Annotated in this window: 22 protein-coding genes and 1 riboswitch; of the genes, 12 read left to right on the top strand and 10 right to left on the bottom strand. The window is 64.9% G+C overall.

What is annotated here, in order from left to right:
- The first annotated feature begins 100 nt into the window (after window positions 1–100).
- Window positions 101–976, top strand: coding sequence for a hypothetical protein (locus ACVOLQ_RS02810; RefSeq protein WP_481526994.1), 876 nt, complete (start codon window positions 101–103; stop codon window positions 974–976).
- Between the two features lie 3 nt (window positions 977–979).
- Here the strand turns inward: ACVOLQ_RS02810 and rarD are convergent, their stop codons facing one another.
- The 4 genes from rarD to metX form a co-directional block, all read right to left on the bottom strand.
- Window positions 980–1,861 carry an EamA family transporter RarD gene (gene rarD / locus ACVOLQ_RS02805; protein ID WP_481526993.1) on the bottom strand — a complete coding sequence of 294 codons (882 nt, stop codon included), beginning with the start codon at window positions 1,859–1,861 and terminating at the stop codon, window positions 980–982.
- 228 nt (window positions 1,862–2,089) lie between these two features.
- Window positions 2,090–3,157 (bottom strand): homoserine dehydrogenase family protein, encoded by a 1,068-nt coding sequence (locus ACVOLQ_RS02800; protein WP_481526992.1) that lies wholly within the window; start codon window positions 3,155–3,157, stop codon window positions 2,090–2,092.
- The gene (locus ACVOLQ_RS02795) at window positions 3,154–4,404 is read right to left on the bottom strand and encodes an O-succinylhomoserine (thiol)-lyase (protein WP_481526991.1); all 1,251 of its coding nucleotides are present in this window, start codon (window positions 4,402–4,404) and stop codon (window positions 3,154–3,156) included. Before ACVOLQ_RS02795 ends, ACVOLQ_RS02800 begins: the two co-directional genes overlap by 4 nt.
- The gene (gene metX / locus ACVOLQ_RS02790) at window positions 4,401–5,429 is read right to left on the bottom strand and encodes a homoserine O-succinyltransferase MetX (RefSeq protein WP_481526990.1); all 1,029 of its coding nucleotides are present in this window, start codon (window positions 5,427–5,429) and stop codon (window positions 4,401–4,403) included. The genes ACVOLQ_RS02795 and metX overlap by 4 nt, the downstream gene beginning before the upstream one ends.
- Before the next feature lie 71 nt (window positions 5,430–5,500).
- Window positions 5,501–5,620: riboswitch (SAM riboswitch) on the bottom strand.
- Window positions 5,621–5,737: 117 nt separating this feature from the next.
- Here metX and ACVOLQ_RS02785 point away from each other — a divergent pair.
- The 4 genes from ACVOLQ_RS02785 to ACVOLQ_RS02770 all read left to right on the top strand — a co-directional run bounded on the left by ACVOLQ_RS02785 (window position 5,738) and on the right by ACVOLQ_RS02770 (window position 11,245).
- A complete protein-coding gene (locus ACVOLQ_RS02785; protein ID WP_481526989.1) occupies window positions 5,738–6,547 on the top strand; it encodes a M23 family metallopeptidase in 810 nt (269 codons plus the stop codon).
- A gap of 304 nt (window positions 6,548–6,851) precedes the next feature.
- Window positions 6,852–8,456 (top strand): peptide chain release factor 3, encoded by a 1,605-nt coding sequence (locus tag ACVOLQ_RS02780; RefSeq protein WP_481526988.1) that lies wholly within the window; start codon window positions 6,852–6,854, stop codon window positions 8,454–8,456.
- A gap of 84 nt (window positions 8,457–8,540) precedes the next feature.
- Entirely contained in the window at window positions 8,541–9,176 is a 636-nt protein-coding gene (gene trhA, locus ACVOLQ_RS02775; RefSeq protein ID WP_481526987.1) for a PAQR family membrane homeostasis protein TrhA, read from the top strand.
- 197 nt (window positions 9,177–9,373) lie between these two features.
- On the top strand, window positions 9,374–11,245 hold the full coding sequence (locus ACVOLQ_RS02770) for an AsmA family protein (protein ID WP_481527046.1): 1,872 nt from the start codon (window positions 9,374–9,376) through the stop codon (window positions 11,243–11,245).
- Window positions 11,246–11,256: 11 nt separating this feature from the next.
- On the opposite strand, the gene ACVOLQ_RS02765 is transcribed toward ACVOLQ_RS02770, so the two are convergent.
- From ACVOLQ_RS02765 to mtgA, 3 genes are read right to left on the bottom strand one after another with little or no spacing between them, the layout of a single operon-like run.
- A complete protein-coding gene (locus tag ACVOLQ_RS02765; RefSeq protein WP_313172916.1) occupies window positions 11,257–11,688 on the bottom strand; it encodes a CBS domain-containing protein in 432 nt (143 codons plus the stop codon).
- Window positions 11,648–12,670 (bottom strand): glycosyltransferase family 2 protein, encoded by a 1,023-nt coding sequence (locus ACVOLQ_RS02760; RefSeq protein WP_481526986.1) that lies wholly within the window; start codon window positions 12,668–12,670, stop codon window positions 11,648–11,650. The genes ACVOLQ_RS02765 and ACVOLQ_RS02760 overlap by 41 nt, the downstream gene beginning before the upstream one ends.
- Before the next feature lie 27 nt (window positions 12,671–12,697).
- Entirely contained in the window at window positions 12,698–13,447 is a 750-nt protein-coding gene (gene mtgA, locus ACVOLQ_RS02755) for a monofunctional biosynthetic peptidoglycan transglycosylase (RefSeq protein ID WP_313172914.1), read from the bottom strand.
- 74 nt (window positions 13,448–13,521) lie between these two features.
- Between mtgA and hslO the strand changes: the two genes are divergently transcribed.
- From hslO to ACVOLQ_RS02740, 3 genes are all read left to right on the top strand, one after another.
- On the top strand, window positions 13,522–14,415 hold the full coding sequence (gene hslO / locus ACVOLQ_RS02750) for an Hsp33 family molecular chaperone HslO (RefSeq protein WP_481526985.1): 894 nt from the start codon (window positions 13,522–13,524) through the stop codon (window positions 14,413–14,415).
- Window positions 14,416–14,533: 118 nt separating this feature from the next.
- Window positions 14,534–15,391, top strand: a complete 858-nt coding sequence (locus ACVOLQ_RS02745) for an XOO1806 family protein (RefSeq protein ID WP_313493043.1) — start codon at window positions 14,534–14,536, stop codon at window positions 15,389–15,391.
- A 250-nt stretch (window positions 15,392–15,641) separates the two neighbouring features.
- Window positions 15,642–18,539, top strand: a complete 2,898-nt coding sequence (locus ACVOLQ_RS02740; protein WP_313172911.1) for a TonB-dependent receptor — start codon at window positions 15,642–15,644, stop codon at window positions 18,537–18,539.
- A gap of 278 nt (window positions 18,540–18,817) precedes the next feature.
- On the opposite strand, the gene ACVOLQ_RS02735 is transcribed toward ACVOLQ_RS02740, so the two are convergent.
- Window positions 18,818–19,420 (bottom strand): TetR/AcrR family transcriptional regulator, encoded by a 603-nt coding sequence (locus tag ACVOLQ_RS02735; RefSeq protein WP_313172910.1) that lies wholly within the window; start codon window positions 19,418–19,420, stop codon window positions 18,818–18,820.
- Between the two features lie 164 nt (window positions 19,421–19,584).
- On the opposite strand from ACVOLQ_RS02735, the gene ACVOLQ_RS02730 reads away from it, so the two are divergent.
- The 4 genes from ACVOLQ_RS02730 to ACVOLQ_RS02715 all read left to right on the top strand — a co-directional run bounded on the left by ACVOLQ_RS02730 (window position 19,585) and on the right by ACVOLQ_RS02715 (window position 23,925).
- Window positions 19,585–20,490, top strand: a complete 906-nt coding sequence (locus ACVOLQ_RS02730; RefSeq protein ID WP_481526984.1) for an alpha/beta fold hydrolase — start codon at window positions 19,585–19,587, stop codon at window positions 20,488–20,490.
- Window positions 20,487–22,967, top strand: a complete 2,481-nt coding sequence (locus ACVOLQ_RS02725; RefSeq protein ID WP_481526983.1) for an acyl-CoA dehydrogenase — start codon at window positions 20,487–20,489, stop codon at window positions 22,965–22,967. The genes ACVOLQ_RS02730 and ACVOLQ_RS02725 overlap by 4 nt, the downstream gene beginning before the upstream one ends.
- Before the next feature lie 67 nt (window positions 22,968–23,034).
- The gene (locus ACVOLQ_RS02720) at window positions 23,035–23,517 is read left to right on the top strand and encodes a hotdog fold domain-containing protein (protein ID WP_313172907.1); all 483 of its coding nucleotides are present in this window, start codon (window positions 23,035–23,037) and stop codon (window positions 23,515–23,517) included.
- A 3-nt stretch (window positions 23,518–23,520) separates the two neighbouring features.
- Window positions 23,521–23,925 (top strand): hypothetical protein, encoded by a 405-nt coding sequence (locus ACVOLQ_RS02715; protein ID WP_313172906.1) that lies wholly within the window; start codon window positions 23,521–23,523, stop codon window positions 23,923–23,925.
- 184 nt (window positions 23,926–24,109) lie between these two features.
- Here the strand turns inward: ACVOLQ_RS02715 and ACVOLQ_RS02710 are convergent, their stop codons facing one another.
- Entirely contained in the window at window positions 24,110–24,466 is a 357-nt protein-coding gene (locus ACVOLQ_RS02710) for a DUF1304 domain-containing protein (RefSeq protein ID WP_481526982.1), read from the bottom strand.
- 49 nt (window positions 24,467–24,515) lie between these two features.
- Window positions 24,516–25,844 (bottom strand): NTP/NDP exchange transporter, encoded by a 1,329-nt coding sequence (locus ACVOLQ_RS02705; RefSeq protein ID WP_481526981.1) that lies wholly within the window; start codon window positions 25,842–25,844, stop codon window positions 24,516–24,518.
- Between the last annotated feature and the right edge of the window lie 34 nt (window positions 25,845–25,878).

Raw genomic sequence — 25,878 nt, 5'->3', positions numbered from 1 at the left:
GCCCACAGCAGGCGCGCCCCGTCAACGTATTGCCTGTCTTGCAATGCCGCCGACGCTTCCACCAGAATCGCCCATCACAACGCTGCTTCAGGGGGAGCGGATGCACGGCGAACAGAACTCAGGCGAACAGCCGCCGGTGCGCCGCCCGCGCTCGGCCGCACGGACCTCGGCCCCCGGCAATGGCATGGCAACCCTGCTCAAACTGCTGCTCGCCGCAGTGGCGCTGCTGGTACTGTCCTATTACATCGGCACCCGCAAGTCGGCACCCGCAGGCGTCGATACCGCCGTTGACGCCGCGCAGGCAACCGCAACCGCCACCACATCGCCCGCCGCAGGTGCCGAGGCACTGGTGATAGAAGGCGAAAAATCCACGACCATGGCCACGGTGGATGATGCGCACATGTCGGTGCAGGAAGGCGGCAGCGTGCTACGTATCGAGGGCAGCGTAGGCCGGAATTTCGCCAACGACATGCAGGCGCTGCTGGCTGCCCACCCGAGCGTGCGCCGCATCGACATCACCAGCGGCGGTGGTTACGCCAACCCCGGCCTGGAAGCGGCGCGCCTGATCAACCGCAACAACCTCACCGTACGGGTTCGCTCGCATTGCGCCAGCATGTGCGTGGCCCTGTGGGCCGCTGCCGGCCAACGGCAGCTGGAAGCCGATGCGGTGATCGGCCTGCATCAATGGAACCCGCAATGCGATGCCCGGCCCTCGCCGGAGCGCGAGGAATGCCATTACCAGGTGCAGTTCGCCACCGAACACACCTCCAGCTACAACGCATGGCTGCGCGCGGCCGGCTTCAATCAGCGGTTGCTGAACCTGCAGTCACAAACCGCCTCCGAAGACATGGCGGTGTTGTTTGCCCCCCAGCTCTGGGAGAACGGCGTTGAGTTCACCGCCGTCGACAGCAACGGCGCACGCATGAGCCGTGAAGCCGTACTGCAACAGCTAGCCGACCGGGCCAAGCGCAGCTGAAACTCAGGCGCCGCGCCTGCCCAGTTTCAACACGCCTTCCAGGGCCAGCAGCACCACCGCCAGCCAGATCGCCACATAGGTCGGCCACTGCCCGTGGCCGACGCTCTCACCGAGCAGCAATGCCGCCAGCATCAGTAATACCGGCTCCACATAGGTAAGCAGTCCAAACAGGCTGAACGACAGCATTTTCGAGGCCAGCATGTAACACATCAGTGCCACCGCGCTGATCGCTCCCAGCAACGGGATCAATACGTACAAAGCCGGCTTCTGCGCCAATGCCACCAGCAACTGTTGCCCATCGCCAATCGCCGCCCACCACGCCACCGGCAGCAACAGCACCAGTTCCACCCAGAATCCCCCCAGGTGACCAATACGCAGGTGTCGGCGCAGCAGGAAGTACGCCGGGTAGCCCAGCGCCACCAACAGCATTTCCCACGACAATCCCTGATTGCGCAGCAGTGCCCAGCCGACACCGAGCGCGGCGCTGGCCACGGCCAGCTTCTGCAGGCCCGACAGGCGCTCACCGTAGACCACCCGCCCCAGCAGCACCATCACCAGCGGCAGCAGGAAGTAGCCCATCGATACCTGCAGCGCGCGCCCATGCAACGGTGCCCACAGGAACAGCCACAGCTGCACGCCGACCATGCCTGCACACAGCGGCAACGCCCACCGCAGCCGGCGCTCCACCCGCACACGTCGCAGGGTGTCAGCGATCAGCGTCCTCTCGCCGGTCACATGCAACATCAGCGCTACCAGCGGCACCGCGAACAGCACCCGCCAGCCAAAAATATCCCCGCCCTGCAGCGGTGCCAGTTGCGGACTGGCGTAATACATCAGACCGAACAACAGGGACGCGGCCAGCGAAACCAGAACACCCTTGGACACAACACACCTTTCAGAGGAAGGAACCGGCAGCGCTCGGCCGGCCCGGAACGGCAACGCCGGCTCCATGATGCCGGCGTCCGGGCATCATAATCCCTGAAAGTCCTGCTGCTGGCGACGAATACCTGGCGTCCTCGTCCATCCGCCATCTGCACGCGCGCAAGCCGAAGGTGCCGGCCTCAGCCTGCGATGCGTCCGCGCTGCAGCACCGCCATGGTGCTGCAGCCATGCTCAGCGATTGACGATGCTCAACACGTCGTCAAGCAAGGCCGCGGCGGTCACTTCGGCGCCCGCCCCCGGTCCCTGGATCAACAGCGGCTGGGTGTTGTAGCGGTCACTGTGGATCGCCACGCGATTGTCGGTGCCACTGCCACCGGCCAGGGCATGCCCTGGCGGTAACGCACGCAGCCCGACGCTGGCACCCTGCGCATCCAGACGCCCGACGAAGCACAGCTTCAAGCCCTGCGCACGCGCCTGCTGCAGCCGTTCGGCCAAAGGCGCATCCAACAACGACAGCGCATCTTCCACGTCCGCTGCAGGCAATGCAGCCAATTCCGCCGGCACCAGCGAGTCGACCTTGATCTGATCCGCCTCCAGCGGCACACCCGCCGCACGTGCAAGTATCAGCAACTTGCGCCGCACGTCTTCGCCGGACAGGTCGATGCGCGGGTCCGGCTCGGTGTAACCGGCGACTGCGGCTTCACGCACGCAGTCAGAGAACGGCTGGCTACCGTCGTAACGATCGAACAGCCAGGCCAATGAGCCCGACAGCACGCCTTCGATGGCATGCACATGGTCACCACCTGCAACCAAGGCGCGGATGCTGCGCAACAGCGGCAAGCCTGCACCCACGGTCGCTGCATCACCGTAGCGCGCAGTGCCCGCCGCGGCTGCCGCACCAATCTGCTGCGCACGTGCCAAGGCCGTGCCATTGCCCAGTTTGTTCGCGGTCACTACATGGATGCCCTGCGCCAACCATGGCGCATGATCGGCAGCGACGGCCTCGCTGGCGGTGGCATCGACCACGATGTCTCCAACCCGCAGGCGCCCCACTTCCTCGCGGTGCACAGGTTCATCCCCTTGCCGCTGCGCGTCGCGCGCGCGCGACAATGCCGCGTCTGGCGCATCGTCACAGACCAGGGCGATGCGCGAATTGGCCACCACATGCAGCGATGGCAGGCTCAGCTGGCGTTGCTGCAGCGCCTGATAGCGCGCGACAAAGGCCGAACCCACCGTGCCCGTCCCCAGCAATACCAGCCGCGCCTGCGACTGTTCCAGCGGACGCAGTACCGCGCTCATGCATCCACCGTTTTTTTACAGTTGCCAGCGGCCTGCTGCGCGTCGGCGATGACCTTGGCAGCACGCGCGAGGCCAGCCTGCAGGTCGGCGACCAGATCCTCGCTGGACTCGATGCCCACCGACAGGCGCAGCAGGCACTCGCTGATGCCGGCCGCGGCACGCGCATCGGCGCTCATCGCAGCGTGGGTCATGGTGGCCGGGTGTGCGACCAGGCTTTCCACACCGCCCAGCGACTCGGCCAGGGTGAAGTAATGCAGGCCATCGAGGAAGGCGCGCACCGCCGCGTACGGGTCCTCGCCTTCGCAGGCGGCCAGCTCAAACGACAGCATCGCGCCGAAGCCCTTCTGCTGCCGTGCCGCCACCGCATGGCCCGGATGCGACGCCAGCCCCGGGTAATACACATTGGACACTGCCTCGCTGGCAGCGAGCAGCTCCACCACGGCCCGGGTATTTTCCTGGTGCACGCGCAGACGCGCATCCAGCGTGCGCAGGCCGCGCAGGGTCAGGAAGGCATCGAACGGCGAACCGGTCAGGCCCAGCGCGTTCGCCCACCACACCAGCTTCTGGTGCACCTCGGCATCGCGCGCGATCACCGCACCGCCGACCACGTCGCTGTGGCCGTTGACGTACTTGGTGGTGGAATGCAGCACCACGTCGGCGCCGAAAGCGATCGGCGTCTGCAGTGCAGGCGACAGGAAGGTGTTGTCGACGACGACCTTGGCGCCGGCCTTGTGCGCAGCATCGATGACGAAGCGCAGATCGGTGATGCGCAGCAGCGGGTTGGACGGGGTTTCGATCAGCACCAGCTTGGGCGACTTCGCCAGCGCATCGGCCAGCGAGCGCGGGTCGGTCAGGTCCGCGGTGATCAGCTCGAAGTGGCCCTTGCTGGCCAACGCGTTGAACAGACGCCAGCTGCCACCGTAGGCATCATGCGGCACTACCAGGCTGTCGCCGGGCTCCAGCAAGGCATTCAACACCAGATTGATCGCGCCCATGCCGGTCGCGGTGATCACCCCGCCTGCGCCCCCCTCCAGCTCAGCCAGTGCCTCGCCAAGCAGGTCACGGGTGGGATTGCCGCTGCGGGTGTAGTCGTACTGGCGCTTGTTGCCAAAGCCGTCGAAGCTGAAGTTGGATGACAGCACGATCGGCGGCGTCACCGCACCGTAGGCGGTATCGCGGTCAATGCCCGCGCGCACTGCCGCGGTGGCACGGCTACAGGAGATATCGGAAGTGTGGGACAGGCTCATGCGGTTTCTCCGGGCAGGCGTAGGGCAGTGGCGAGGATCGCGTCAATGCGATCGGTTTCTTTGAGGAAGGCGTCGTGACCGTAGGGCGAGCGCAGCACGCGCAGGCTGCCGCGCTGGCCCAGGCCTTCGACCAGGGCGACCAGGTCCGACAGCGGCACCAGGCGGTCACCTTCAACCGCGACCACCAGGGTCGGCACGCTGACGGCAGCCGGATCAACCCGGTGCAGATCGATGGATTCGGACAGACGCAGGTAGGCATTGACGCGGGTGCGGGCGACGTACTGCGCGCCGGCGGCGTCAAGGTAATCTTCGGCGGCAACACGCACACGACCATTGACGACTTCCGGCGGCGCATCGAAGCGCTCACCAAACTCTTCCGGCGTGCGGTAGCTGAGCATGGCGAACTGACGCGCCAGCGCAAGGCCGTGACTCTCGGCACACTGCAATTGTCCCAGCGCGACCGCACGGCGCTGCAGCGCGCGCCAGGCGGAAGCATAGGGATGCGGACGATGGGCACCGCTGACCGCGACCAGCTTGCGCAGGCGGGCTGGATGGCGGATCGCCAATTGCAGGCCGACCAGCGCGCCATAGGAGTAACCGACGAAACCATGCAGCTGCTCGATATGCAGTGCGTCCAGCAAAGCGGCAATCGCATCGGCCTGGTCGGTGGTATCGATGGGCGCATCCAGTTCGCCGTCGGCACCGACGAAGTCGAAGCCAAGCAGGCGACGTTTTGCCGGGTCCAACGCGCGACCAACGCCAACCAGGCCTTCGGCCCAGCCCTTCTCGGCGTAGGCGCTGTTCGCAGCGAGGTGACGGTGCGCGGAAATACCGCCAGCTACCAGCACCACCGGCGCACCGGTTGCACCAACCAGTTCATAGCGCAGGCGCAGCGCACGCTGCCCTGCATGACGCATGCGCAACTGCAACTCGATCTCGCCGCGCACGGCGGAGATGCCGTCATCGATACGGTCGAGTGACGCGACGGGGAAAAGCGGAGCTGCGGTAGCGGTGGCGAAACTCATGGCGGTATCCGGTAAGGAGCGGCCATCGAGCTTTCGCGGAGCTCGTGTTCGCCGTACACGCGGTACGGAACGAACCATCTTTCGGCGGACACGGAGGTCACCGCAGGATTTGGCACCAAACGCAGCCGCTTGCGCGTCCGCTGGTTGCCCCGGCTTCAAAGGGCCTGTCCCTCTGCCGGTCTCGATGGTGACGCTACATTGCCAGCGCCCCGCGGGCATGTCAATCGCTTTATTCGCATAAAGAGATGAATAAGTTTCCGGGGCAACCAAACAGGCACAATCAGGTACCGCGCCAAGGACGTCTCACTGTGCCCCGCACCATTCCCATACTGCTGTCGTTGGCACTGCTATGTGCCAGCGACACCGAAGCCAGCCCAGGCAGCCGCTGGCGCGACGCCTGGGGGCTGCCTGCTGCGTCGACGCACGTGGTTGCGGCATCCCGCTCGGACGCCTTCGCCAGCCTGCAGCTGCAGGCACGCGCAGGCGGACGCAGCGCCGTGGTCAGCAACCTGACCGCCGGCCCGGTACAGGTCCGCCTGCAGGGCGATAGCCGGGTACCGGCCGCCACCGTGCTGGCCGCAGGCGAGAAGCGCAGCCTGTTATGGCTGGCAGATGATGGCAATCCACTGCGGCTGGCCCTGGACGCGTTTCCTGGCGACCCGGCAACCCAGCCGGAGGATCACCTCTACCTGCTACCGCTGCGGAGCACGAGCGTTCGGGTCAGCCAGGCCTTCGCCGGGCATTACAGCCACACCGATGCGCAAAACCTGTACGCGGTGGATTTCCCCTTGCCCGAGGGCAGCCCGGTGCTGGCCGCACGTGCCGGCCGGGTGATGCAGGTGGTCGACAGCCATGAGCAGGGCAGCCTGCTGCGCATCCTGCACAGCGACGGCAGCATGGCCTTGTACGCCCACCTGCAGGCCGGCAGCGCCAGCGTCCGCCGCGGACAGAACGTGGCCGCGGGGCAAGCGATCGCCCTGTCCGGCAACACCGGTCACAGCAGCGGTCCGCACCTGCATTTCGTGGTGCAGGCAAATACCGGGCTGGCGCTGCGCTCGATTCCGTTCCGCATGGGCAGCGCGCGCGGCGAGCTGAGGTTTCCCCGGCAGGCGCCCTGAACAGCCTGCTTCGCCTGTAGTGCCGAGCCATGCTCGGCAGGGGCTTTACCGGTGAGGCCCCCTTGCCGAGCATGGCTCGGCATTAACAGGTGGGATGCCTGGGAAGGCCTCTGCCGAGCATGGCTCGGCACTACAGGGCCGGGATTTTTGGGAAGACCCCTACCGAGCATGGCTCGGCACTACCGGGGATTCCTGCCGAGCATGGGTTGGCAGTACCGGGGATTCTGGTCATCCTTGCTGGGCTGGCGGCAGGTATAATCGCCGGTTCATTCGTTTCTGATGCGCCCGGGCGGGCGCCCCTGCCATGTCCGAAGTCGCCACCGAAGCCGCGCGCCGCCGCACCTTCGCCATCATCTCCCACCCTGACGCCGGCAAGACCACGCTGACCGAAAAGCTGTTGCTGTTCGGGGGCGCGATCCAGATGGCCGGCTCGGTCAAGGGCCGCAAGGCCGCACGCCACGCCACCTCGGACTGGATGGCGCTGGAAAAGGAGCGCGGCATCTCGGTCACCTCGTCGGTGATGCAGTTCCCGTACGAAGACAAGATCGTCAACCTGCTCGACACCCCCGGCCACGCCGACTTCGGCGAGGACACCTACCGCGTGCTTACCGCGGTGGACTCGGCGCTGATGGTGATCGACGTGGCCAAGGGCGTGGAAGAGCGCACCATCAAGCTGATGGAAGTCTGCCGCCTGCGCGACACCCCGATCATGACCTTCATCAACAAGCTCGACCGCGAGGGCAAGGACCCGATCGAGCTGCTGGATGAAGTGGAAACCGTGCTCGGCATCCAGTGCGCCCCGGTCACCTGGCCGATCGGCATGGGCCAGCGCCTGAAGGGCGTGGTGCACCTGCTGACCGGCGAAGTGCACCTGTACGAACAGGGCCGCAACTTCACCCGCCAGGACTCGACCATCTTCCCATCACTGGATGCCCCCGGCCTGGTCGAGAAGATCGGCGAGAAAATGCTGGCCGACCTGCGTGACGAGCTGGAACTGGTGCAGGGCGCCAGCCATCCGTTCGACGTGCAGGCCTACCTGGCCGGCAAGCAGACCCCGGTGTTCTTCGGCTCGGGCGTCAACAACTTCGGCGTGCAGCCGCTGCTGGACTTCTTCGTCAAGCACGCGCCGGCACCGCAGCCGCGTGCCACCACCGGCCGCGACATCGCCCCGCAGGAAGACAAGCTGACCGGCTTCGTGTTCAAGATCCAGGCCAACATGGATCCGCAGCACCGCGACCGCGTGGCCTTCATGCGGGTGTGCTCGGGCAAGTTCACCGCCGGCATGAAGACCTTCCACGTACGCACCGGCAAGGAAATGAAGCTGGCCAACGCGCTGACCTTCATGGCCAGCGACCGCGAGATCGCCGCCGAAGCGTGGCCGGGCGACGTGATCGGCATCCACAACCACGGCACCATCTCCATCGGTGACACCTTCACCGAAGGCGAGGCGGTGACCTTCACCGGCATCCCCAACTTCGCCCCGGAACTGTTCCGCCGCGCCCGCCTACGCGACCCGCTCAAGCTCAAGCAGTTGCAGAAGGGCCTGGCCCAGCTGTCCGAGGAAGGCGCCACCCAGTTCTTCCGCCCGTTGATGAGCAACGACCTGATCCTGGGCGCGGTCGGCGTGCTGCAGTTCGACGTGGCCGCCTACCGGCTGAAGGACGAGTACGGCGTGGAAGCGGTGTTCGAGCCGGTGTCGGTCAATACGGCACGCTGGATCAGCTGCAGCAACGCGAAGAAGCTGGAAGAGTTCCGCGAGAAGAACGCCAGCAATCTGAGCATCGATGCCGCCGGCCACTTGGTCTACCTGGCCCCCACCCGGGTCAACCTGCAGTTGGCCCAGGAACGTGCGCCGGACGTACGTTTCTCTGCAACCCGTGAAGCAGCGCACACGGTTTCGGTGGCCTAGGTTCTGATGGCGGCGTGCATACGCCGCCGTTCGGGGTGATGATAGCGGGCACCGGGCCTCCCCCCAGCCCGCGCCCTCATTCCCATGACTGCAACCGTTGCATCGATCCGCGAAGAAGTCGCAAGCGCCCTCACCCATGGTCTGGGCGCGGTCAGCGCACTGGCTGGCGGCGCCGTCCTCATCACCCTTGCCGCGATCTACGGCGATGGCTGGCAACTGGCCAGCGCCATTGTCTTCGGCGTCGCCCTGCTGCTGTTGTACACCGCCTCCACCCTGTACCACGCCATCCAGCACCCGATTGCCAAGGGTCGACTGAAGATCTTCGATCATTGCGCGATCTACATCCTGATCGCTGGCACCTATACGCCCTTCACCCTGATCGGCCTGCGTGGCCCCTGGGGCTGGGGGTTGTTTGGCGCGATCTGGGCGCTCGCCCTGTTCGGCGTCGTATTCAAGCTGTTCTACACCGGTCGCTTCAAGAAACTCTCCACCGCGATCTATATCGCGATGGGCTGGCTGGTGATCGTCGCGATCAAGCCGATGTGGGCCTCGATCGATGGCTGGACATTGAGCTGGCTGTTCGCCGGCGGCGTCTTCTACACCCTCGGCACCGTGTTCTATCACCGTGAACAGCTGCCCTACTCGCACGCGATCTGGCACCTGTTCGTGATTGCCGGCAGCGTCTGCCATTTCGTCTCTGTGACCGCGCAGATCCTGTAAGGCCAGCGACATCCATCAAGGGTCTAACGACACGTCCTGCACATCACGCGAATGCGTGCTTCGCGTGATGTGAACACGGCCCCGTCCAGGATGGGGCCGTGAATACTTCCCCGCCCCCGGCTACGCCGTCCGCGGCGCGCTGGCGAATCAAACGCCCCGGCAAACGCGGCCAGCGCTGGCTTTTGGCAGCCGCCGCCATGCTCGTGGCAGCCATCGTGCTACTCCTATTGTGGGACTGGAACTGGTTCAAGGGGCCGGTTGAGCGCGCGGTGCAGGCACGCACCGGCCGTGTACTGCAGATCGGCAACCTGGATGTAGACCTGGGCCGCACCACCACCATTCGCGGCGATCGCATCACCTTTGCCAATGCCCGTTGGGCCAGGCAGGCGCAGATGGCCAGCGCCGACCGCGTGGAGATCGACATTCGCCTGTGGCCGCTGCTGCGCGGCAGCGTACAGCTGCCGGAGATCCGCCTCAGCCACCCCGACGTGCTGCTGGAGACGGCTCCGCGCAAGGGTGAACCCGGCAACTGGAACTTCCTCGATGGCGGCGGCGGACAGGTCGTGCAACTGCACAGCCTGCGTATCAACGAAGGCCGGCTGCGGTTCATCGACACACTGGGACGCAGCAACATCGACCTGGCGGTGCGCAGCGGCGAGACCCGGCAGGCCGACGCTGCGCCACCGGTACGGGTGCAGGGCAAAGGGCGCTGGCGCGGTGCCGCCTTCACCCTCTCCGGCGGCACCGAATCGCCATTGGAGCTGAGCAACAGCGATCACCCGTTCCGCATCCATCTGGATGCGCGCGCCGGCGCCACCCACGCGATCGCGCGTGGCAGCCTGACCAATCCTTTCCAACTTCAGGTATTCGACCTGCAGTTCCAGCTGAGCGGGCAGGATCTGGACGACCTGTATCCGCTGATCGGCATCGCCATTCCCTCGTCGCCGCCGTATCAGCTGGACGGTCGGCTCAAGCGTGATCATGAGCGCTGGCGTTACGAGAAATTCAGCGGTCGCGTCGGCGACAGCGACCTGGCTGGCGATGTCGAGATCGACGTGGCCGGCGAACGCCCGCGACTGACCGCCAACCTGCTGTCCAAACGCCTGGATTTCGACGATCTGGCCGGTTTCATCGGCGCCCCGCCGAAGACCGGCGGCGACGAGTCCGCCAATGCCGCGCAGAAAGCACAAGCCGCGCAACTCGCCGCCAAGTCCACCGTCCTGCCGGACACTCCCTACAATCTGGGCAAGCTGCGGGCGATGGATGCGGACGTACGCTGGAAGGCACAGCGCATCAATGCACCCAAACTGCCGCTGGACGACATGGATGCGCACCTGTTGCTGGACAACGGCCTGCTGCGGCTGGAGCCGCTCAACTTCGGCGTCGCCGGCGGTGACATCCGCAGCACCGTCCGCATGGACGCACGCCGTGCGCAGATCAACACAACATTCAACGCCAGCCTGCGCGGGGTGCAGCTGGGCCAGCTGTTCCCCGATGCCAAGCTGGCCGAGCAGGCTTCCGGCGGCATCAGTGGCAACATCCGCCTCAGCGGCAACGGCAACTCCATCGCCGCGATGCTGGGCAGCAGCAACGGCGATGTCGCACTGGGCATGGGCCGTGGCCATATCGGCAACCTGCTGATGGAACTGGCCGGGCTCGACGTGGCCGAGTCATTGAAGTTCCTGTTCACCGGCGACAAGCAGATTCCACTACGTTGCGCCTTTGCTGACTTCGGCGTGCACGATGGCCTCATGCGCTCACGCGCGCTGGCTTTCGATACCACCGATACGCTGCTCATCGGCGAAGGCACGATCAGCCTCAAGCAGGAGCAACTGGACCTGCTGCTGCGTCCACGCCCCAAGGATGTCAGCATCCTGGCGCTGCGTTCACCGCTGCGGGTGGGCGGCAGTTTCAAGGATCCCTCGTTCCGCCCCGACTTCAAGGCACTGGGCATCCGTGGCGCCATCGCCCTGACCCTGGCCAGCATCGCACCGCCGGCCGCACTATTGGCCACCATCGAAACCGGTCCGGGCAAGGACGTGCAGTGTGGCGGGCACTACGCCAGGTAGCGCCACCCGACTCAGGTGCCAGTGATGTACTGCTGCAGCTGGCCCAGTTCCTGGCGCTGCTGTTCGATCACCGATTTGACCAGATCACCGATCGAGATCACGCCCACCACCTCGTCGCCATCCAGCACCGGCAGGTGGCGGATGCGGCGGTCGGTCACCAACGCAAGGCATTGCTCCACCGACACCGTGGGTGCCACCGTCACCAGTTCGCCGGTCATGATCTCGCGCACCGGCGTGGTGGCTGAGGAACGGTCCATCAACACGATCTTGCGCGCATAGTCACGTTCGGAAAGGATGCCGACCAGCTTGCGCCCTTCCATCACCAGCACCGCGCCGATGCCCTTCTCCGCCATCAGGCGGATCGCCTGCACCACCGCCACATCGGGTGGCACCGCGTGGATTTCAGGGGACTTGGCCCCGAGCAACTGTCGAACGGTCTGCATGGCGTTCTCCTGCGCTGGCGAATGACGCAGATACTGCCACGTTCCCCGGCTGCCAGGTGTCAACCAGGTACAACGGGCGCTGTTTGGCCTCCATGTAGAGACGCCCGAGGTATTCACCGATCAAGCCCAGCGCGATCAGCTGCACCCCGCCCAGGAACAGGATTGCCGCCATCATCGTCGGCCAGCCAGCAACCCGGTCGCCGTACAACGCCGCCTTGCCGACAACAAACAGCGCGAAGCCGAACGCGCAGGCGGCAGTGAACAAGCCCAGGTAGGTTGCCACCCGCAAGGGCGCGGTGGAGAAGCTGGTAATGCCCTCCAACGCGAAGTTCCACAATTTCCAGAAGCCAAACTTGCTGCTTCCCGCCAGCCGCGGCTCGCGTCGATAAGGCAGCGCGACGCGTTTATAGCCGACCCAGCCAAACAGGCCCTTCATGAAGCGGTGGCGTTCTCGCAGCTGTCGCAGCCCAGCCAACGCACGTGGCGACAACAGCCGGAAATCGCCGGTATCGGCTGGGATCGGCGTCTTCGACAAGCGCCCCATCACCCGGTAGAAACCCGCGGCGGTGAAGCGCTTCAACCAACCATCGCCCCCGCGCTCCACGCGTGTTCCATAGACATCGTCATAGCCTTGCTGCCACAACGCGACGAAACGAGGAATCAGTTCCGGCGGATCCTGGCCATCGGCATCCAGCAGGATCACCGCCCCTTCTTCAACGAAGTCCAGCCCCGCCGTCAGCGCGATTTCCTTGCCGAAATTGCGCGACAGCCGCAGCGCCGACACCCGCGGCTCCTGTGCCGCCAACTGCTGCATCACCGCCCATGTCGCATCGCTGCTGCCGTCATCAACGTAGAGGATGCGGCCATCCACACACCCTTCCAGCGCCTGCAGCTGCGCGCACAAGCGCGGATGCAGCATCGGCAATGCATCCTGCTCGTTGAAAGCGGTGATCAGCAGGGTCAGGCGTTCGGGCTGGCTCATTGCGCAAGTCTACCCAGAGCCGCGCATTCAATTGCCATCATCAACGTAGTCCGCACCACCCAGCTGGCGCGCCTGCCGCTGTATCCACGCCGCACGCCGCTGCACATAAGGCCCCGGCTTGGCCGCGCTGTAGCGTCGCGGTGACGGCAGCACCGCGGCCAAGCGCGCGCTCTCGGCCGGGCTGAGGCGTGCCGCATCCTTGCCCCAGTAGCTGCGCGATGCCGCCTGCACGCCATAAATGCCATCACCAAACTCGGCCACATTGGCGTACATCTCGATGATCCGCTGCTTCGGCCACAAGGCCTCGATCAGCACCGTGTACCAGACCTCCAGCCCCTTGCGCAGCCAGCTGCGGCCCTGCCACAGGAACACATTCTTGGCGGTCTGCTGGCTGATCGTGCTGGCACCACGCAGACGCCCACCGCGCTCGTTGTGCTTGCGCGCCTTCTCGATGGCCTTCAAGTCGAAACCATTGTGCTCGGGAAAGCGCTGGTCCTCCGCCGCCACCAGCGAGATCGGCACGCTGCGCGCCATCTCGTCGAGATCGCACCACTGGTAACGGATACGGAACTTCCAGTCGCCCTGCGCCAGCGCTTCCAATTGCCGGAACACCATCACCGTGGAGAACGGCGGGTCGACGAAGCGCAGCACCAGCACCTGCAAGACACTGAACACGGCAAACAGCACCGGTGCCCATAGCAACCACCGCAACCAGCGCCGGCGACGCCCGCTCCCCGCCCCCTGCTCCACCTTGAGCTCGGCCTGCTCCGCCCCCATTGATATCCACCTTGCAAAACCATTTGTCCGGCGCATTATCCGGCACCGGCCCCACCTCGCGTAGATGCAGCCCCATGACCGATACCTCCGATCTGCTTGTCCGCTTTCTCCTGCCCGCTGCCGGTGTGCGCGGCGTCCATGTCCGGCTGGGCCAGAGCTGGCGTGAAATCCTGTCCCACGGCGACTATCCGGCCGCCGCGTCGCGACTGCTGGGCGAAGCCAGCGTGGCATCGGCACTGTTTACCGGCCACACCAAGGTCGATGGGCGTTTGTCCATTCAGCTGCGCAGCAGCACCGCCCTGCGTGCCTTGTTCACCGAGTGCACCTCGGCCGGCACCCTGCGCGGCATCGTCCAGCTGAACGATGGCGAAGACGCCCCGTCCACCCTCGCTGCCTTGGGCGAGGACGCACTGCTGGCCATCACCATCGAGAATCCCGGCCTGGATCCACGCGAGCCGCAGCGCTACCAGAGCCTGGTCGCCCTGACCGGCGACAGCCTGGACGAAGCCTTCGAGGACTATTTCCGCCATTCCGAGCAGTTGCCGACGCGTCTGCTGCTGGCCAGCAATGGCGAACATGCCGCCGGTCTGCTGCTGCAGAAACTGCCCGGCGACGAAGGCGATGAGGACGGCTGGATCCGCGCAGGCGCCCTGTTTGACACCCTCGGCCAGGACGAACTGCTGGCACTGCCGGCCAGCGAACTGCTGCACCGCCTGTTCCATGAGGAGAACCCGCAGCTGGTCGGCGACAAGGCCCTGCGCTTTGGCTGCTCCTGCTCGCGCGAGCGGGTCAGCGCCATGCTGCAGTCGCTCGGCGAGGAGGAAGCCCGCGCCGCCGCCGAGCCCACCGGCCAGGTCGAAGTCCGCTGCGAGTTCTGCGGTCAGGAATATCACTTCCCATTGGCAGAATTTGGCGTATTGTTCAGTTCTACACCGGCCAATCAGCCAGCACCTGAGCGGCTGCAATAAAGGTCCAACGAGTTGCGTTCTGGGGAGGGCGAAGACTTGTTAAGAAACCATAAACCGCATAGGATCGAGAGCTCACGCGCCGGGAACTTCCTGGCGCCAACGGGGTCTGACTGAGTCCATGAACGCCTTACTGCGCCTACCGCTTGCCCTGCTGATCGCCCTTGGCGCGGTCACGGGCGTGCATGCGCAAAGCAAGCCGCGCGCCATGGACAGCACCGTACTGCCGGTGTGGAACCGTGGCAGCGGCAAGGTCGAGGCCCTGCTTTACCTGGAACCCACGGGCACCCAGAACGCCGGCGCACGCTGGAATTTTGGTCAAAGCTCGCTGGATGCCGCGTTTGGCCTGTCCTCGGGCGATTCGCTCGGCCTGCTCTGCAACAGCAGCCGCGGCAGCAGCATCGGCGGCCTGGCCAGCCACTGCATGCTGGCCAGCCTCGGCGATGACGACGACAACAATGGCCGCCACATCTCGGCCACCACCGCGTTCAATCGGCCCGGTGGACGCGTCGGCGTAAGCGCCGGCAGCGGCCGCGATACCTTGCCGGCCTGGTTGTCCGGCGGCAACAAGAGCGGCGCGGCACGCATCGAACAGAATGATCTGACCGTATTCGGACAGAAGAACATCGGCCGCGAAGGATTCGTCTCCATCGGCGGCACCTATGCCAAGGCACGCCTGGTGCCGCTGACCGACGCCGCTCCTGCGGTGGTGGACCAGTGGGACAGCAAGAGCCTGACCGTCGGCGGCGGCTATGGTGCCTTCAGCGCCAACGTCATCGGCCGCGTCGTCGATGCGCCCGGCCAGAGCGGCAAGTGGGAAGGCCTCGGCCTGGGCATCACCTGGCGCACCCCGTGGAGTGGCCAGCTCACGGTCGGCGCGGAAAACGTGATCACACGCGGCAAAAACCCCTTCTCTCCCCGTAACGAAAGCAATGACGACGGAGCAATCCCGTACGTCCGTTACGAGCAGGACCTGTAACTCCTTACTCTTACGTCAGATCCAGAGAACGCCCCGCCTGCCGGGGCGTTTTGCGTTGCAGCATGCGCCGGAAACAACGGGCTCGCCTTTGCTGAATTGGAGTCATTTCCACAACTTCATTAACCAATCTTTAATTTATTTGCAGTCGCAAGTACTATCGGTCTCAAGCCCATGGTTTTGGATCCGCCTTTCGGATCCGCCAGCGGCCTTCGCAGCTATACCAAGTCCACTTGGCAGAGAGAGAGAACCAATGATTTGCAAGTCCAACAAACTGCGTGATGCAGTTGTCCTTGCGCTTGTCGCAAGCGCCGGCACCACCGGTGTCGTATACGCCCAGGATGCAGACAAGGGCGCAACCAACCTGGATCGCATCCAGGTCACTGGCTCGCGCATCCGCTCGGTTGATGCGGAAACCTCGCAGCCGGTTCTGACCCTGACCCGCGAAGCGATCCAGCAGACCGGTCGTACCAGCGTCGCTGACGTGCTGCAGCAGATCGCCACCAACGGCGCTGCCATCAACACCCAGTTCAACAACGGCGGCGACGGCTCCTCCGGCGTCGACCTGCGCAACCTCGGCTCCTCGCGCACCCTGGTGCTGGTCAATGGCCGCCGTTGGGTCTCGGCCCTGGACGGCAGCGTCGACCTGAACACCATCCCGTCGGCCATGGTCGAGCGCATCGAAGTCCTGAAGGACGGCGCCTCCTCGATCTACGGTTCGGACGCCATCGCCGGCGTGGTCAACATCATCACCCGTGAAGATTTCAACGGCGGTGAAGCCCATGTGTATCGCGGCCAGTTCAGCCAGGGCGACGGCGAGCGCGAAGGCTATGACCTGACCCTGGGTACCAGCAGCGACCGCGGCAACCTGGTGTTCGGCGCCAGCTACGTCAAGGAAAAGGCCGTCATGGCCGGCGCACGCAAGATCTCGCGCGATCCGGTGTATGGCCTGGGTTCGAGCCAGTACAGCGGCCAGACCGCTGACGGCGGCATCTGGGACCTGACCGTCGATGGCACCCCCACCGACGACGTCGACTACTGGGATTCGATCGCCGGCAGCAAGGACAAGGCCACCGCCGCCCGTGCCGGCATCAACCGCTGGGTTGTCAACAAGGATGCTGATGGTCGCGTTCTGCCGGGCAACTATCACGCCTACGGCAATGACGACAAGTACAACTACGCCGCCGACAACTACCTGCGCACCCCGCAGGAGCGCAAGTCGATCTACATCCAGGGCCGCTACGACCTGACCGACTCGATCGCACTGCGCACCGACGCGCTGTACAACCAGCGTAACTCGGCCCAGCAGCTGGCCGGCTTCCCGCTGAGCGCCGGCAGCTACATGGGCGGCGACCAGGGCTTGTCTGCAGACAGCTACTACAACCCGACCAAGGGCGCGGCCGACGCGCGCGAACTGAACTGGAACCGTCGCCTGGTCGAACAGGAACGCTTCTATGAGCAGGACGTCAAGACCCTGCATTGGTATGGCGGCCTGGAAGGTTCGTTCCAGTTTGCCGACCGTTACTTCAACTGGGATGCCGGTCTGAGCTACAACTCGAACGACCAGATCGACACCCAGGTCGGTGACGTCAACATGGGCAATCTGTACCGTGCCACCGGCGCGTCCTTCATGGACACCGATGGCGTGGTCAAGTGCGGCGCACCGGGTGCCGTGATTGATGGCTGCGTGCCGTTCAATCCGCTGTCCAGTGCCGGCAACATGCCGAAGGAAATGCTGGACTACATCCTGTTCACCGCCAAGGACAAGTTCCAGAACAAGAGCAAGAGCTTCACCGCCAACCTGGCCGGCGACATCGTCGAACTGCCGGGCGGCATGATGGGCTTCGCAGCGGGTTACGAGCACCGCAAGGAATCCGGCTACGACCTGCCGGACGCCTTCGTCTCGGCCGGCATGAGCTCGGGCAACGCCCGTCAGCCGACCAGCGGTGATTACAGCCTGGACGACCTGTACCTGGAACTGGCCATCCCGCTGCTGAAGGATCTGCCGGGCGCCGAAGTGCTGGAGTTCAGCGTGGCGTCGCGTTATTCCGACTACAGCAACTTCGGCAACACCATCAACAGCAAGTTCGGCTTCAAGTGGAAGCCGTACGCCGACCTGCTGGTTCGTGGTAACTGGGCCGAAGGCTTCCGTGCACCGTCGATCTCCAACATGTTCGGTGGCGGTTCCGCATCGTACGAAGGCTACGGCGACCCCTGCTCCAGCGACAGCCCGTTCATCGGCAACGCCGCCGTGGCCCAGCGCTGCGCCGCAGCCGGCATTTCCGCCGCCTACAAGCAGCGTGAAAAGTATGGTGACCAGACCCCGTGGCCGTTCGACTGGGTTTCCAACCAGGAGCTGACCCCGGAAACCTCGACCTCCAAGACCTTGGGCTTCGTGTTCAGCCCGAGCTTCCTGAAGGGCTTCGACGTGTCGCTGGACTGGTGGCAGATCAACATCAAGAACGTGATCAGCCGTCCGCAGGTCACCTACATGCTTGACCAGTGCTATGTGGAAGGCAACCAGAGCTGGTGCGACATCGTCAATGACGGCCTGACCCGCAACGCACTGGGCCAGATCACCTACCTGAAGATGGGCCTGGCCAACCTGGGCGAGACCGAAGTGGAAGGTTACGACCTGACCATGCGTTACTCGCTGCCGGATACCAGCATCGGCGCCTTCTCGTTCGTGTGGGACAGCACCTACATGTCGTCCTACCGCACCAAGGCCACGCCTGACGCTGATTGGGATGCTTCGACCGTAGGCACCTACGTCAAGGACACCCCGGTCTGGCGCATCCGCTCCAACCTGACCGCGAACTGGACCTACGGCGATTTCGGCCTGACCTGGACCACCCGCTACTTCTCCAGCCTGGTCGAAAACTGCAAGTACCCGACGGTCGCATCGCTGTGCAGCGACCCGAACCGGGTCACCGCTACCGGCAAGGACCCGCAGAACAAGCTGGCCGCGACCACCTATCACGACCTGCAGGCACGCTACAACGTGCCGTGGAATGCAACCGTGTCGGTGGGCGTGAACAACGTGTTCGCGAAGGAACCGCCGGTGGCGACGCAGGCGTTCGCCAACAGCTTCGACTACCAGTACGACACCCCGGGGCGCTACTACTACATGGAGTACCGTCAGCGCTTCTGATCGTAGTCTGATCGGTTGAAACAGAACGGCCCGGGATTCCCGGGCCGTTTTCTTTTGCAGGTTGCGATGGTCCGGCAATGCCCTGGACCAATCTCGGACATCCACTCGCTCGACGCCGATCTCGCGAGCAGGCGCTCACCGGGGATCTCGGCACCGCGCCGATCCGGGCTGCGCAACGGGTGCGCCATTTGCGGCCATCATCGCCTGCAGGAGCAAGCTCAAAGCAAAAGAAAGGCCGCATTGCTGCGGCCCTTCTTGCTCATGCGCGGTCAGTCGATTCAACCGTTCGGGATCAAGGTCTCGATCACGTGCTCGACATAGGCCTCGAAATCCTCACGCGCCTGCTTGGGCTGCTGCAGTTGCAACGACAACTGCAGGAAACCGACATACGCCGCATAGGCCAGCCGCGCACGGTGGCGCGCGTCGGTGGAACTGAGCCCGGCCTGGCGGAACGAGGCGATCAGGTACTCCATGCGCCGCTGCGAAACGCGGTCGATCACCGGCCGCACCATTGGATTGTCCAGCGCCTTGAGCAACTCGCTGTAGATCACATGCGGCGTGACTTCATGTGCGACCAGTTGGAACAGCGCACGCAGACGGGTGCGCGGGTCCGGTACCTCCTCCAGGCTGCCGAACACCTGCTGCTGCTCCACGACTTCCCAGCGCTCCAAGGCCGCTTGCAACAGCGCGTCGCGCGAGGGGAAATGCCAATAGAAGCTGCCCTTGGTCACACCCAGCCTGCGCGCCAGCGGTTCGACCGCCACCGCACCCACACCCTGCTCGGCGATCAGGTCCAAGGCCGCTTGCGCCCAGTCATCCGCGCTCAGACGGTTTTGCCGCGTGCTGCGGGACTCGGTGCTGGAAACTGAAGAATCGTTCATGGGCAGATTTAACCATACGGCGGGGACTGGTTGCAGTATGTGGATGACAAAAGCACGGACAATCCGGCGATTGATGGATCGGCTCCGGTACCCCGACATCGCCCTGACGCGTTTCCATACTCCCGGGTATTGACAGCACTTCGGGCCTTTCCATACCATCAGGTATGGTTATGTCCACTCCCTCATCCGTATCCGCTGAAGACATACGCCTCGAAGGCGCACATGGCGCTGGCCTGGGTGCATCCCGACACAGCGGCAAGCAGCCCGGCATTCTGTTCGCGCACGGCTTCGGCCAGACCCGCGGCGCTTGGACGGCTACCGCGGAAACCCTCAACGCTGCCGGCCACGCCACGCTCAGCTATGACGCACGCGGCCATGGCGATTCGGACTGGAATGCCAGCGATCTGCCCTATCACGGCGATCAGTTCACCGATGACCTGATCGTGATCGCCGGCGAGCTGCCGCGTCCGCCGGTGCTGGTTGCCGCGTCGATGGGCGGCTTGTTCGGGCTGATGGCCGAAGCGCGCTGGCCGGGCCTGTTCGCGGCGATGGTGCTAGTGGACATCACCCCGCGCTGGGAGACCCGCGGTGTGGAGCGCATTCTTGCCTTCATGAGCGCGCACCCCGACGGTTTCGTCTCGCTGCAGGCCGCAGCCGACACCATCTCCGCCTATATGCCGCACCGCCCACGCAAGAGCGAAGATTCGCTGCGTGCGCTGCTGCGCCCAGGCAAGGATGGCCGCTGGAACTGGCATTGGGATCCGCGCCTGGTCGATGAGCTGGCGCGCGACAGCGAGCAGCACCAGGGCGTGATTGCCGAAGCTGCAAGACAAGTGCAGTGCCCGCTGCTGCTGGTCAGCGGTGGCCGCAGTGACCTGGTCTCGCCGCAGACCGTTGAAGAATTCATGGCGCTGGTGCCACACGCACAGCATGTCCATCTGCCGCACGCCACCCACATGGTGGCCGGCGATGACAACAATGCGTTTACCGCCGCTGTGTTGAACTATCTGGACGCACTGCCTTCCGCAGCGTCCGCCCGAACCGAGCACGTTACCGGAGCACGTCCATGAGCATCGTCGTACCTTTCCTGGCCCTGCTGCTTGCAGGTGCCTTTGTTGCCTACCACCGCATGCGACTCGTCGTATGGACGGTCATCAGCGTGGTGGCCCTGGCCATCTGCTGGTTTGCCGGAGTCAACCAGACCGCGATCATCGTCGCCGCCGCCATCGTTGCGCTGATCTGCGTGCCGGTGCTGCTGCCGTTCCTGCGCAAGCCGCTGATCACCGCGCCGTTCATGGGTGTGTTCCGCAAGGTGCTGCCGCCGCTGTCCAAGACCGAGCGCATCGCCCTGGAAACCGGCTCGGTCGGCTTTGAAGGCGAGCTGTTCACCGGCGACCCGGACTGGAACATCCTGCTCAACTACCCCAAGCCGCAGCTCACCGCCGAGGAACAGGCCTTCATGGATGGCCCGGTGGAAGAACTGTGCAAGATGGTCAACGACTTCGAGATCACCCACGTCCACGCCGACCTGCCGCCGGAACTGTGGGACTACATCAAGAAGAACAAGTTCTTCGGCATGATCATCCCGAAGGAATACGGCGGCCTGGGCTTCAGCGCGCTGGCCCACCACAAGGTCATCCAGAAGCTGGCCTCGGTATCGAGCGTGGTCAGTTCCACCGTCGGCGTGCCCAACTCGCTGGGCCCGGGTGAGCTGCTCAACCATTACGGCACCCAGGAGCAGAAGGACTACTACCTGCCGCGCCTGGCCATCGGCCAGGAAGTGCCCTGCTTCGGCCTGACCGGTCCGTTCGCCGGCTCGGACGCCACCTCCATCCCCGACTTCGGCATCGTCTGCAAGGGCATGTGGAAGGGCGAGGAAGTGCTGGGCCTGAAGCTGACCTTCGACAAGCGCTACATCACCCTGGCGCCGGTCGCGACCCTGATCGGCATGGCCTTCCGCATGTACGACCCGGACGGCCTGCTCGGCGACACCAAGGACATCGGCATCACCCTGGCGCTGCTGCCGCGTGACACCGACGGCGTGGAAATCGGCCGCCGCCACTTCCCGCTGAACTCCACCTTCCAGAACGGTCCGATCCGCGGCAAGGATGTGTTCATTCCGCTGACCCAGCTGATCGGCGGTGCCGAGAAGCGTGGCCTGGGCTGGAACATGCTCAACGAGTGCCTGGCCGTTGGCCGTTCCATCACCCTGCCCTCCACCGCCTCGGGCGGTGCCAAGGCCGGTGCGGTGGTGACCGGTGCCTATGCACGCATCCGCAAGCAGTTCGGCCTGTCGGTCGGCCGCTTCGAGGGTGTGGAAGAAGCACTGGCCCGCATTGGCGGCAAGGCTTACAAGATCAGCGCACTGTCGCAGGCCACCGCCGCTGCGGTTGACCGTGGCGACGTGCCGTCGGTGCCGTCGGCGATTGCCAAGTACCACTGCACCAACATGAGCCGCGAAGTCATTTCCGACGTGATGGACGTGATCGGCGGCAAGGGCATCATCCTCGGGCCGCGCAACTTCGCCGGCCGCAGCTGGCAGGCCGCACCGATCGCCATCACGGTGGAAGGTGCCAACATCATGACCCGCTCGCTGCTGATCTTCGGTCAGGGCGCCATCCTCTGCCACCCGTGGGTGCTGAAGGAAATGAAGGCCGCGCAGGACGAAGACCGCAAGACCGGCCTGCGTGAATTCGACCAGGCACTGTTCGGCCATGTCCGCTTCGGCATCTCCAACGCCGTGCGCTCGCTGTGGTTCGGTCTGACCGGTGCGCGCTTCGGTGCCGCCCCGGGCGACGCCTACACCCGCCGCTACTTCCGCAAGCTGGACCGTTATTCGGCCAACCTGGCGCTGATGGCCGACATCTCGATGATGACCCTCGGCGGCAAGCTCAAGTTCAAGGAATCGCTGTCCGGCCGTCTGGGTGATGTGCTCAGCCACATCTACATGACCAGCGCCATGCTCAAGCGTTACCACGACGAGGGCGCACCGCAGGCTGACCAGCCGCTGCTGGCCTGGGCCTTCCACGACAGCGTGCACAAGATCGAGGAATCGCTGTCGGCGGCGCTGCGCAACTTCCCGATCCGTCCGATCGGCTGGCTGATGTGGGCACTGATCTTCCCGTTCGGCCGTCGCGCCGAGGCCCCGGGCGATCGCCTGAGCCGCCGTGTTGCGGCAACGCTGATGGCACCGGGCGAAGCGCGTGACCGCCTGGCCCAGGGCGTGTTCCTGACCCCCTGCGCCAACAACCCGGGTGGCCGCATCAACAGCTACCTGTCCAAGGCGATCATGGCCGAGCCGGTCGAGCGCAAGTTCCTGAAGGCGCTGAAGACCAAGGGTATCGAGGCGCTGACCTTCGCCACCCAGCTCGACGAGGCCGTGGCCGAGGGCGTGATCACCCAGGACGAGCGCAAGCTGCTGGAAGAGCTGCGCGAGATCACCATGGACACGATCACCGTGGACGACTTCGAGCCGCATGAACTGCGTTCGGCCGGCTACTACGACCTGCCGGGCAAGCAGCGCCCGCAGCCGCAGCAGGCCGCGTAAGCCACTACCCAGCAACAACAACGGCGGGCCTGGTGCCCGCCGTTTTCATATCAGGACGCCCTACACCATGACCGCGCCTCTGTTGTCGCTTTACCGTCGCTTCTCCCGCTGGCCCGCCGGCAACTGGTTGTTCTCCCGCGCGGTGTGCTTCAAGGCGCCCTATTTCGCCAGCATCTCGCCGCGGATCACCGCGCTGGAACCGGGCCGCTGCGAAGGCGTGATCCGCCAGCGCCGCCGCATCAGCAACCACATCGGTACCGTGCATGCGATCGCCATGTGCAACCTGGCCGAACTGGTCGGCGGGGTCATGGTCGATGCCAGCCTGCCTGCCGACATGCGCTGGATCCCCAAGGGCATGGAAGTGAAATACCAGGCCAAGGCGCTGGGCGTGTTGAAGGCGGTGGCAACCCCGCAGCAGCCCATCATCAGTGCCGAGCACGGCTACGACCTGCCGGTGCAGGTCAGTGTCACCGATGCGGCCGGTACCGAGGTATTCCAGGCCATCATCGCGATGTGGGTATCACCACGTCCCAGCCGCAGCGGAGGTTGACGCATGCAGACCGCGGAATGGATGCTGCGTCTTGGCGGACTGCACTGCCTGGGTTTTTCCCTGTTCCACCTCGCGTTCTGGCGTTTGTTCGGCTGGAAACACGAGCTGGCAAAGCTCAGCGCTGCCAACCGCGCGATCATGCAGATCCTCAACCTGCGCCTTGTCTATGTGTTTCTTGGGATGGGCGCGCTGTCACTGGCCTTCACCCGCGAACTGCTCGATACCCGGCTGGGGCATGTGGTGTTGGCTTTCATGGCCGTGTTCTGGCTGGGCCGCACCATCGAGCAATTCGTTTTCCTGCGTATCAATGACTGGCGCGTGCACCTGCTGACCGCCTTGTTCGTGCTCGGTGCGGTGCTGTACGCAGTACCGTTGTGGCTGGGATTCTCGCTGTACATCAGCCGCTGATTACCGGCAATGCCACTGTAGTGCCGAGCCATGCTCGGCAGGGGCTCTACAGATGATCTGTCGGGAACGCTCTTGCCGAGCATGGCTCAGCACTACAGGTGATCTATCGGTAACGCCTCTGCCGAGCATGGCTCGGCACTACCGGTGATCTATCGGCAAGGCCCTTGCCGAGCATGGCTCGGCATTACAGGGCACGCAGCAGCAGCGCCACGATTGCCGGTACGGCCTGGACGTAGAAGATCCGCGGGCTGACGCTGTACGCGCCATAGGCACCGGCCACCACCACGCAGACCAGCGCGAACGTCACCAGCACCGGCTGCGCCAGTACCACCCCGGCGATGATGCCTGCCGCAAGAAAACCGTTGTACAGCCCCTGGTTCGCCGCCAGCACGCGCGTGGCCTGCGCTTTCTCCGGCGTATTGCGAAAGGTCTTCAGACCCTGTGGCTTGGTCCACAGGAACATCTCCAGCACCAGAAAGTACACATGCAACACTGCCACCAGCAGTGTCACCGCCATCGCACTTGCGCCCAATACGCTCATTGCCATCTCATCCTCGCAGCACAGCGGCAACCCGCCGTGGGGTAATCACTCAGCGATCCTGCGGCAGCTTCTTCTCTTCGCGCAAGACGCCCAGCGCCGACAGCGTCATCAGCACCGCAACCGCCGCGCCGCCGACGAACACCGCCTGTGACCCGAGCAGGGACAGGCCCTTGTGCACCCAGGCGAAGGTCAGGTCGCCACCGCGGTACACCACCGTGTCGATCGCCGCACCGGCCTTGTAACGCCACTGCCGGTCCACCCGCGTATAGATCGTCTCGCGCGCCGGCTTGCCCAGCGAGAACTCGCTGGCCCGGGTCAGCACCTGGATCACCGCCACCATCACCGGCAAGGGCGAGGCCGCCGCGATCGAGAAGCCGATGATGATCGCAATGCCCGGTATCAGCAGCGCCGGTGCCACGCCATAGCGCGACAGCAACCAGCGCGTCAGGGCCAGCTGGATGATCAGGGTCAGTGCGTTCACCGCCAGGTCGATGCGCGAATAGAACGCCGTGCTCGCCGCCGGGTCGGTGATCAGCCGGCGCACGATGGCCGCCTGTTCGTTGTACAGCATGGTGCCCACGCCCACGCCGAACAGCACCATCAAGGCCAGCCAGCGCAGCAGCGGCTCGCGCGCGATCAGCTTCAGGCCATCGAACACGCTGCCGCCCATCGGCTGCTCGCCGTCGGCCAGTTGCTGTTCGCGCTCGCGCTGCACCGCCCACGGCCGCAACTTCCAGATACAGAACAGGCAGATCGACAGGAAGCCGGCCGAGACCAGCATCAGGTTGGCGATGCCGACCCGCTGCACCAGCGAGCTGGTGATGATCGGCCCGAGGAAGGCACCCACCGTGCCGGCCGCGCCGATGTAGCCGTAGAAGGCACGCGCCTGCGCGTTGGAGAACACGTCGGCCATGAAGCTCCAGAACACCGCCACCGCAAACAGGTTGAATACGGTCGTCCAGAAGAAGAACGCCGCCCCCCGCCCCGGCACGCCCGCATTGAACATCCCGTAGAACACGAACAGGGTGACGATGAAGAAGCCATAGACCAGCGGCAGGAACACCCGCCGCGGATGGCGGCTGACCAGCCAGCCGTACAGCGGCTGCAGCACCAGCATGATCACGAACACGCAGGAGAACAGGAACTGCAGGGTGAAATCCTTCAGCGGCATGCCATGGCCAGCGAACCAGGCAATCAGTGCCGGCGGGAACAGCGCCTCCATGTCCGCCGAGGCCGCCATCGCCTCGCGCACCGGGCGCAGTACGTAGTAGCCGCTGAGCAGGCAGAAAAAGTACAGGAACGACCACCACAGCGGCGGCGAGCCGCGCAGGGCCTGCAGCAGCCGCGACACGGGTCCGGAGTTGCTGGCAGCAGTCATGCAGCACCCCGGAGCAACGGGCAGCAGGAAGACA

This window comes from Stenotrophomonas sp. STEN031 (assembly GCF_056759975.1).
This window is presented reverse-complemented; position numbering and strand designations above follow the sequence as displayed.

Coding starts and splice junctions, on each gene's coding strand:
- ACVOLQ_RS02725 (WP_481526983.1), top strand. CDS start 20,487: ATGAGCATCGTCGTACCTTTCCTGGCCCTGCTGCTTGCAGGTGCCTTT.
- ACVOLQ_RS02715 (WP_313172906.1), top strand. CDS start 23,521: ATGCAGACCGCGGAATGGATGCTGCGTCTTGGCGGACTGCACTGCCTG.
- ACVOLQ_RS02795 (WP_481526991.1), bottom strand. CDS start 4,404: ATGAGCCTGTCCCACACTTCCGATATCTCCTGTAGCCGTGCCACCGCG.
- ACVOLQ_RS02730 (WP_481526984.1), top strand. CDS start 19,585: ATGGTTATGTCCACTCCCTCATCCGTATCCGCTGAAGACATACGCCTC.
- metX (WP_481526990.1), bottom strand. CDS start 5,429: ATGAGTTTCGCCACCGCTACCGCAGCTCCGCTTTTCCCCGTCGCGTCA.
- ACVOLQ_RS02720 (WP_313172907.1), top strand. CDS start 23,035: ATGACCGCGCCTCTGTTGTCGCTTTACCGTCGCTTCTCCCGCTGGCCC.
- ACVOLQ_RS02745 (WP_313493043.1), top strand. CDS start 14,534: ATGAACGCCTTACTGCGCCTACCGCTTGCCCTGCTGATCGCCCTTGGC.
- trhA (WP_481526987.1), top strand. CDS start 8,541: ATGACTGCAACCGTTGCATCGATCCGCGAAGAAGTCGCAAGCGCCCTC.
- hslO (WP_481526985.1), top strand. CDS start 13,522: ATGACCGATACCTCCGATCTGCTTGTCCGCTTTCTCCTGCCCGCTGCC.
- ACVOLQ_RS02810 (WP_481526994.1), top strand. CDS start 101: ATGCACGGCGAACAGAACTCAGGCGAACAGCCGCCGGTGCGCCGCCCG.
- ACVOLQ_RS02760 (WP_481526986.1), bottom strand. CDS start 12,670: ATGAGCCAGCCCGAACGCCTGACCCTGCTGATCACCGCTTTCAACGAG.
- ACVOLQ_RS02735 (WP_313172910.1), bottom strand. CDS start 19,420: ATGAACGATTCTTCAGTTTCCAGCACCGAGTCCCGCAGCACGCGGCAA.
- ACVOLQ_RS02780 (WP_481526988.1), top strand. CDS start 6,852: ATGTCCGAAGTCGCCACCGAAGCCGCGCGCCGCCGCACCTTCGCCATC.
- mtgA (WP_313172914.1), bottom strand. CDS start 13,447: ATGGGGGCGGAGCAGGCCGAGCTCAAGGTGGAGCAGGGGGCGGGGAGC.
- ACVOLQ_RS02705 (WP_481526981.1), bottom strand. CDS start 25,844: ATGACTGCTGCCAGCAACTCCGGACCCGTGTCGCGGCTGCTGCAGGCC.
- ACVOLQ_RS02765 (WP_313172916.1), bottom strand. CDS start 11,688: ATGCAGACCGTTCGACAGTTGCTCGGGGCCAAGTCCCCTGAAATCCAC.
- ACVOLQ_RS02740 (WP_313172911.1), top strand. CDS start 15,642: ATGATTTGCAAGTCCAACAAACTGCGTGATGCAGTTGTCCTTGCGCTT.
- ACVOLQ_RS02770 (WP_481527046.1), top strand. CDS start 9,374: ATGCTCGTGGCAGCCATCGTGCTACTCCTATTGTGGGACTGGAACTGG.
- ACVOLQ_RS02710 (WP_481526982.1), bottom strand. CDS start 24,466: ATGAGCGTATTGGGCGCAAGTGCGATGGCGGTGACACTGCTGGTGGCA.
- ACVOLQ_RS02800 (WP_481526992.1), bottom strand. CDS start 3,157: ATGAGCGCGGTACTGCGTCCGCTGGAACAGTCGCAGGCGCGGCTGGTA.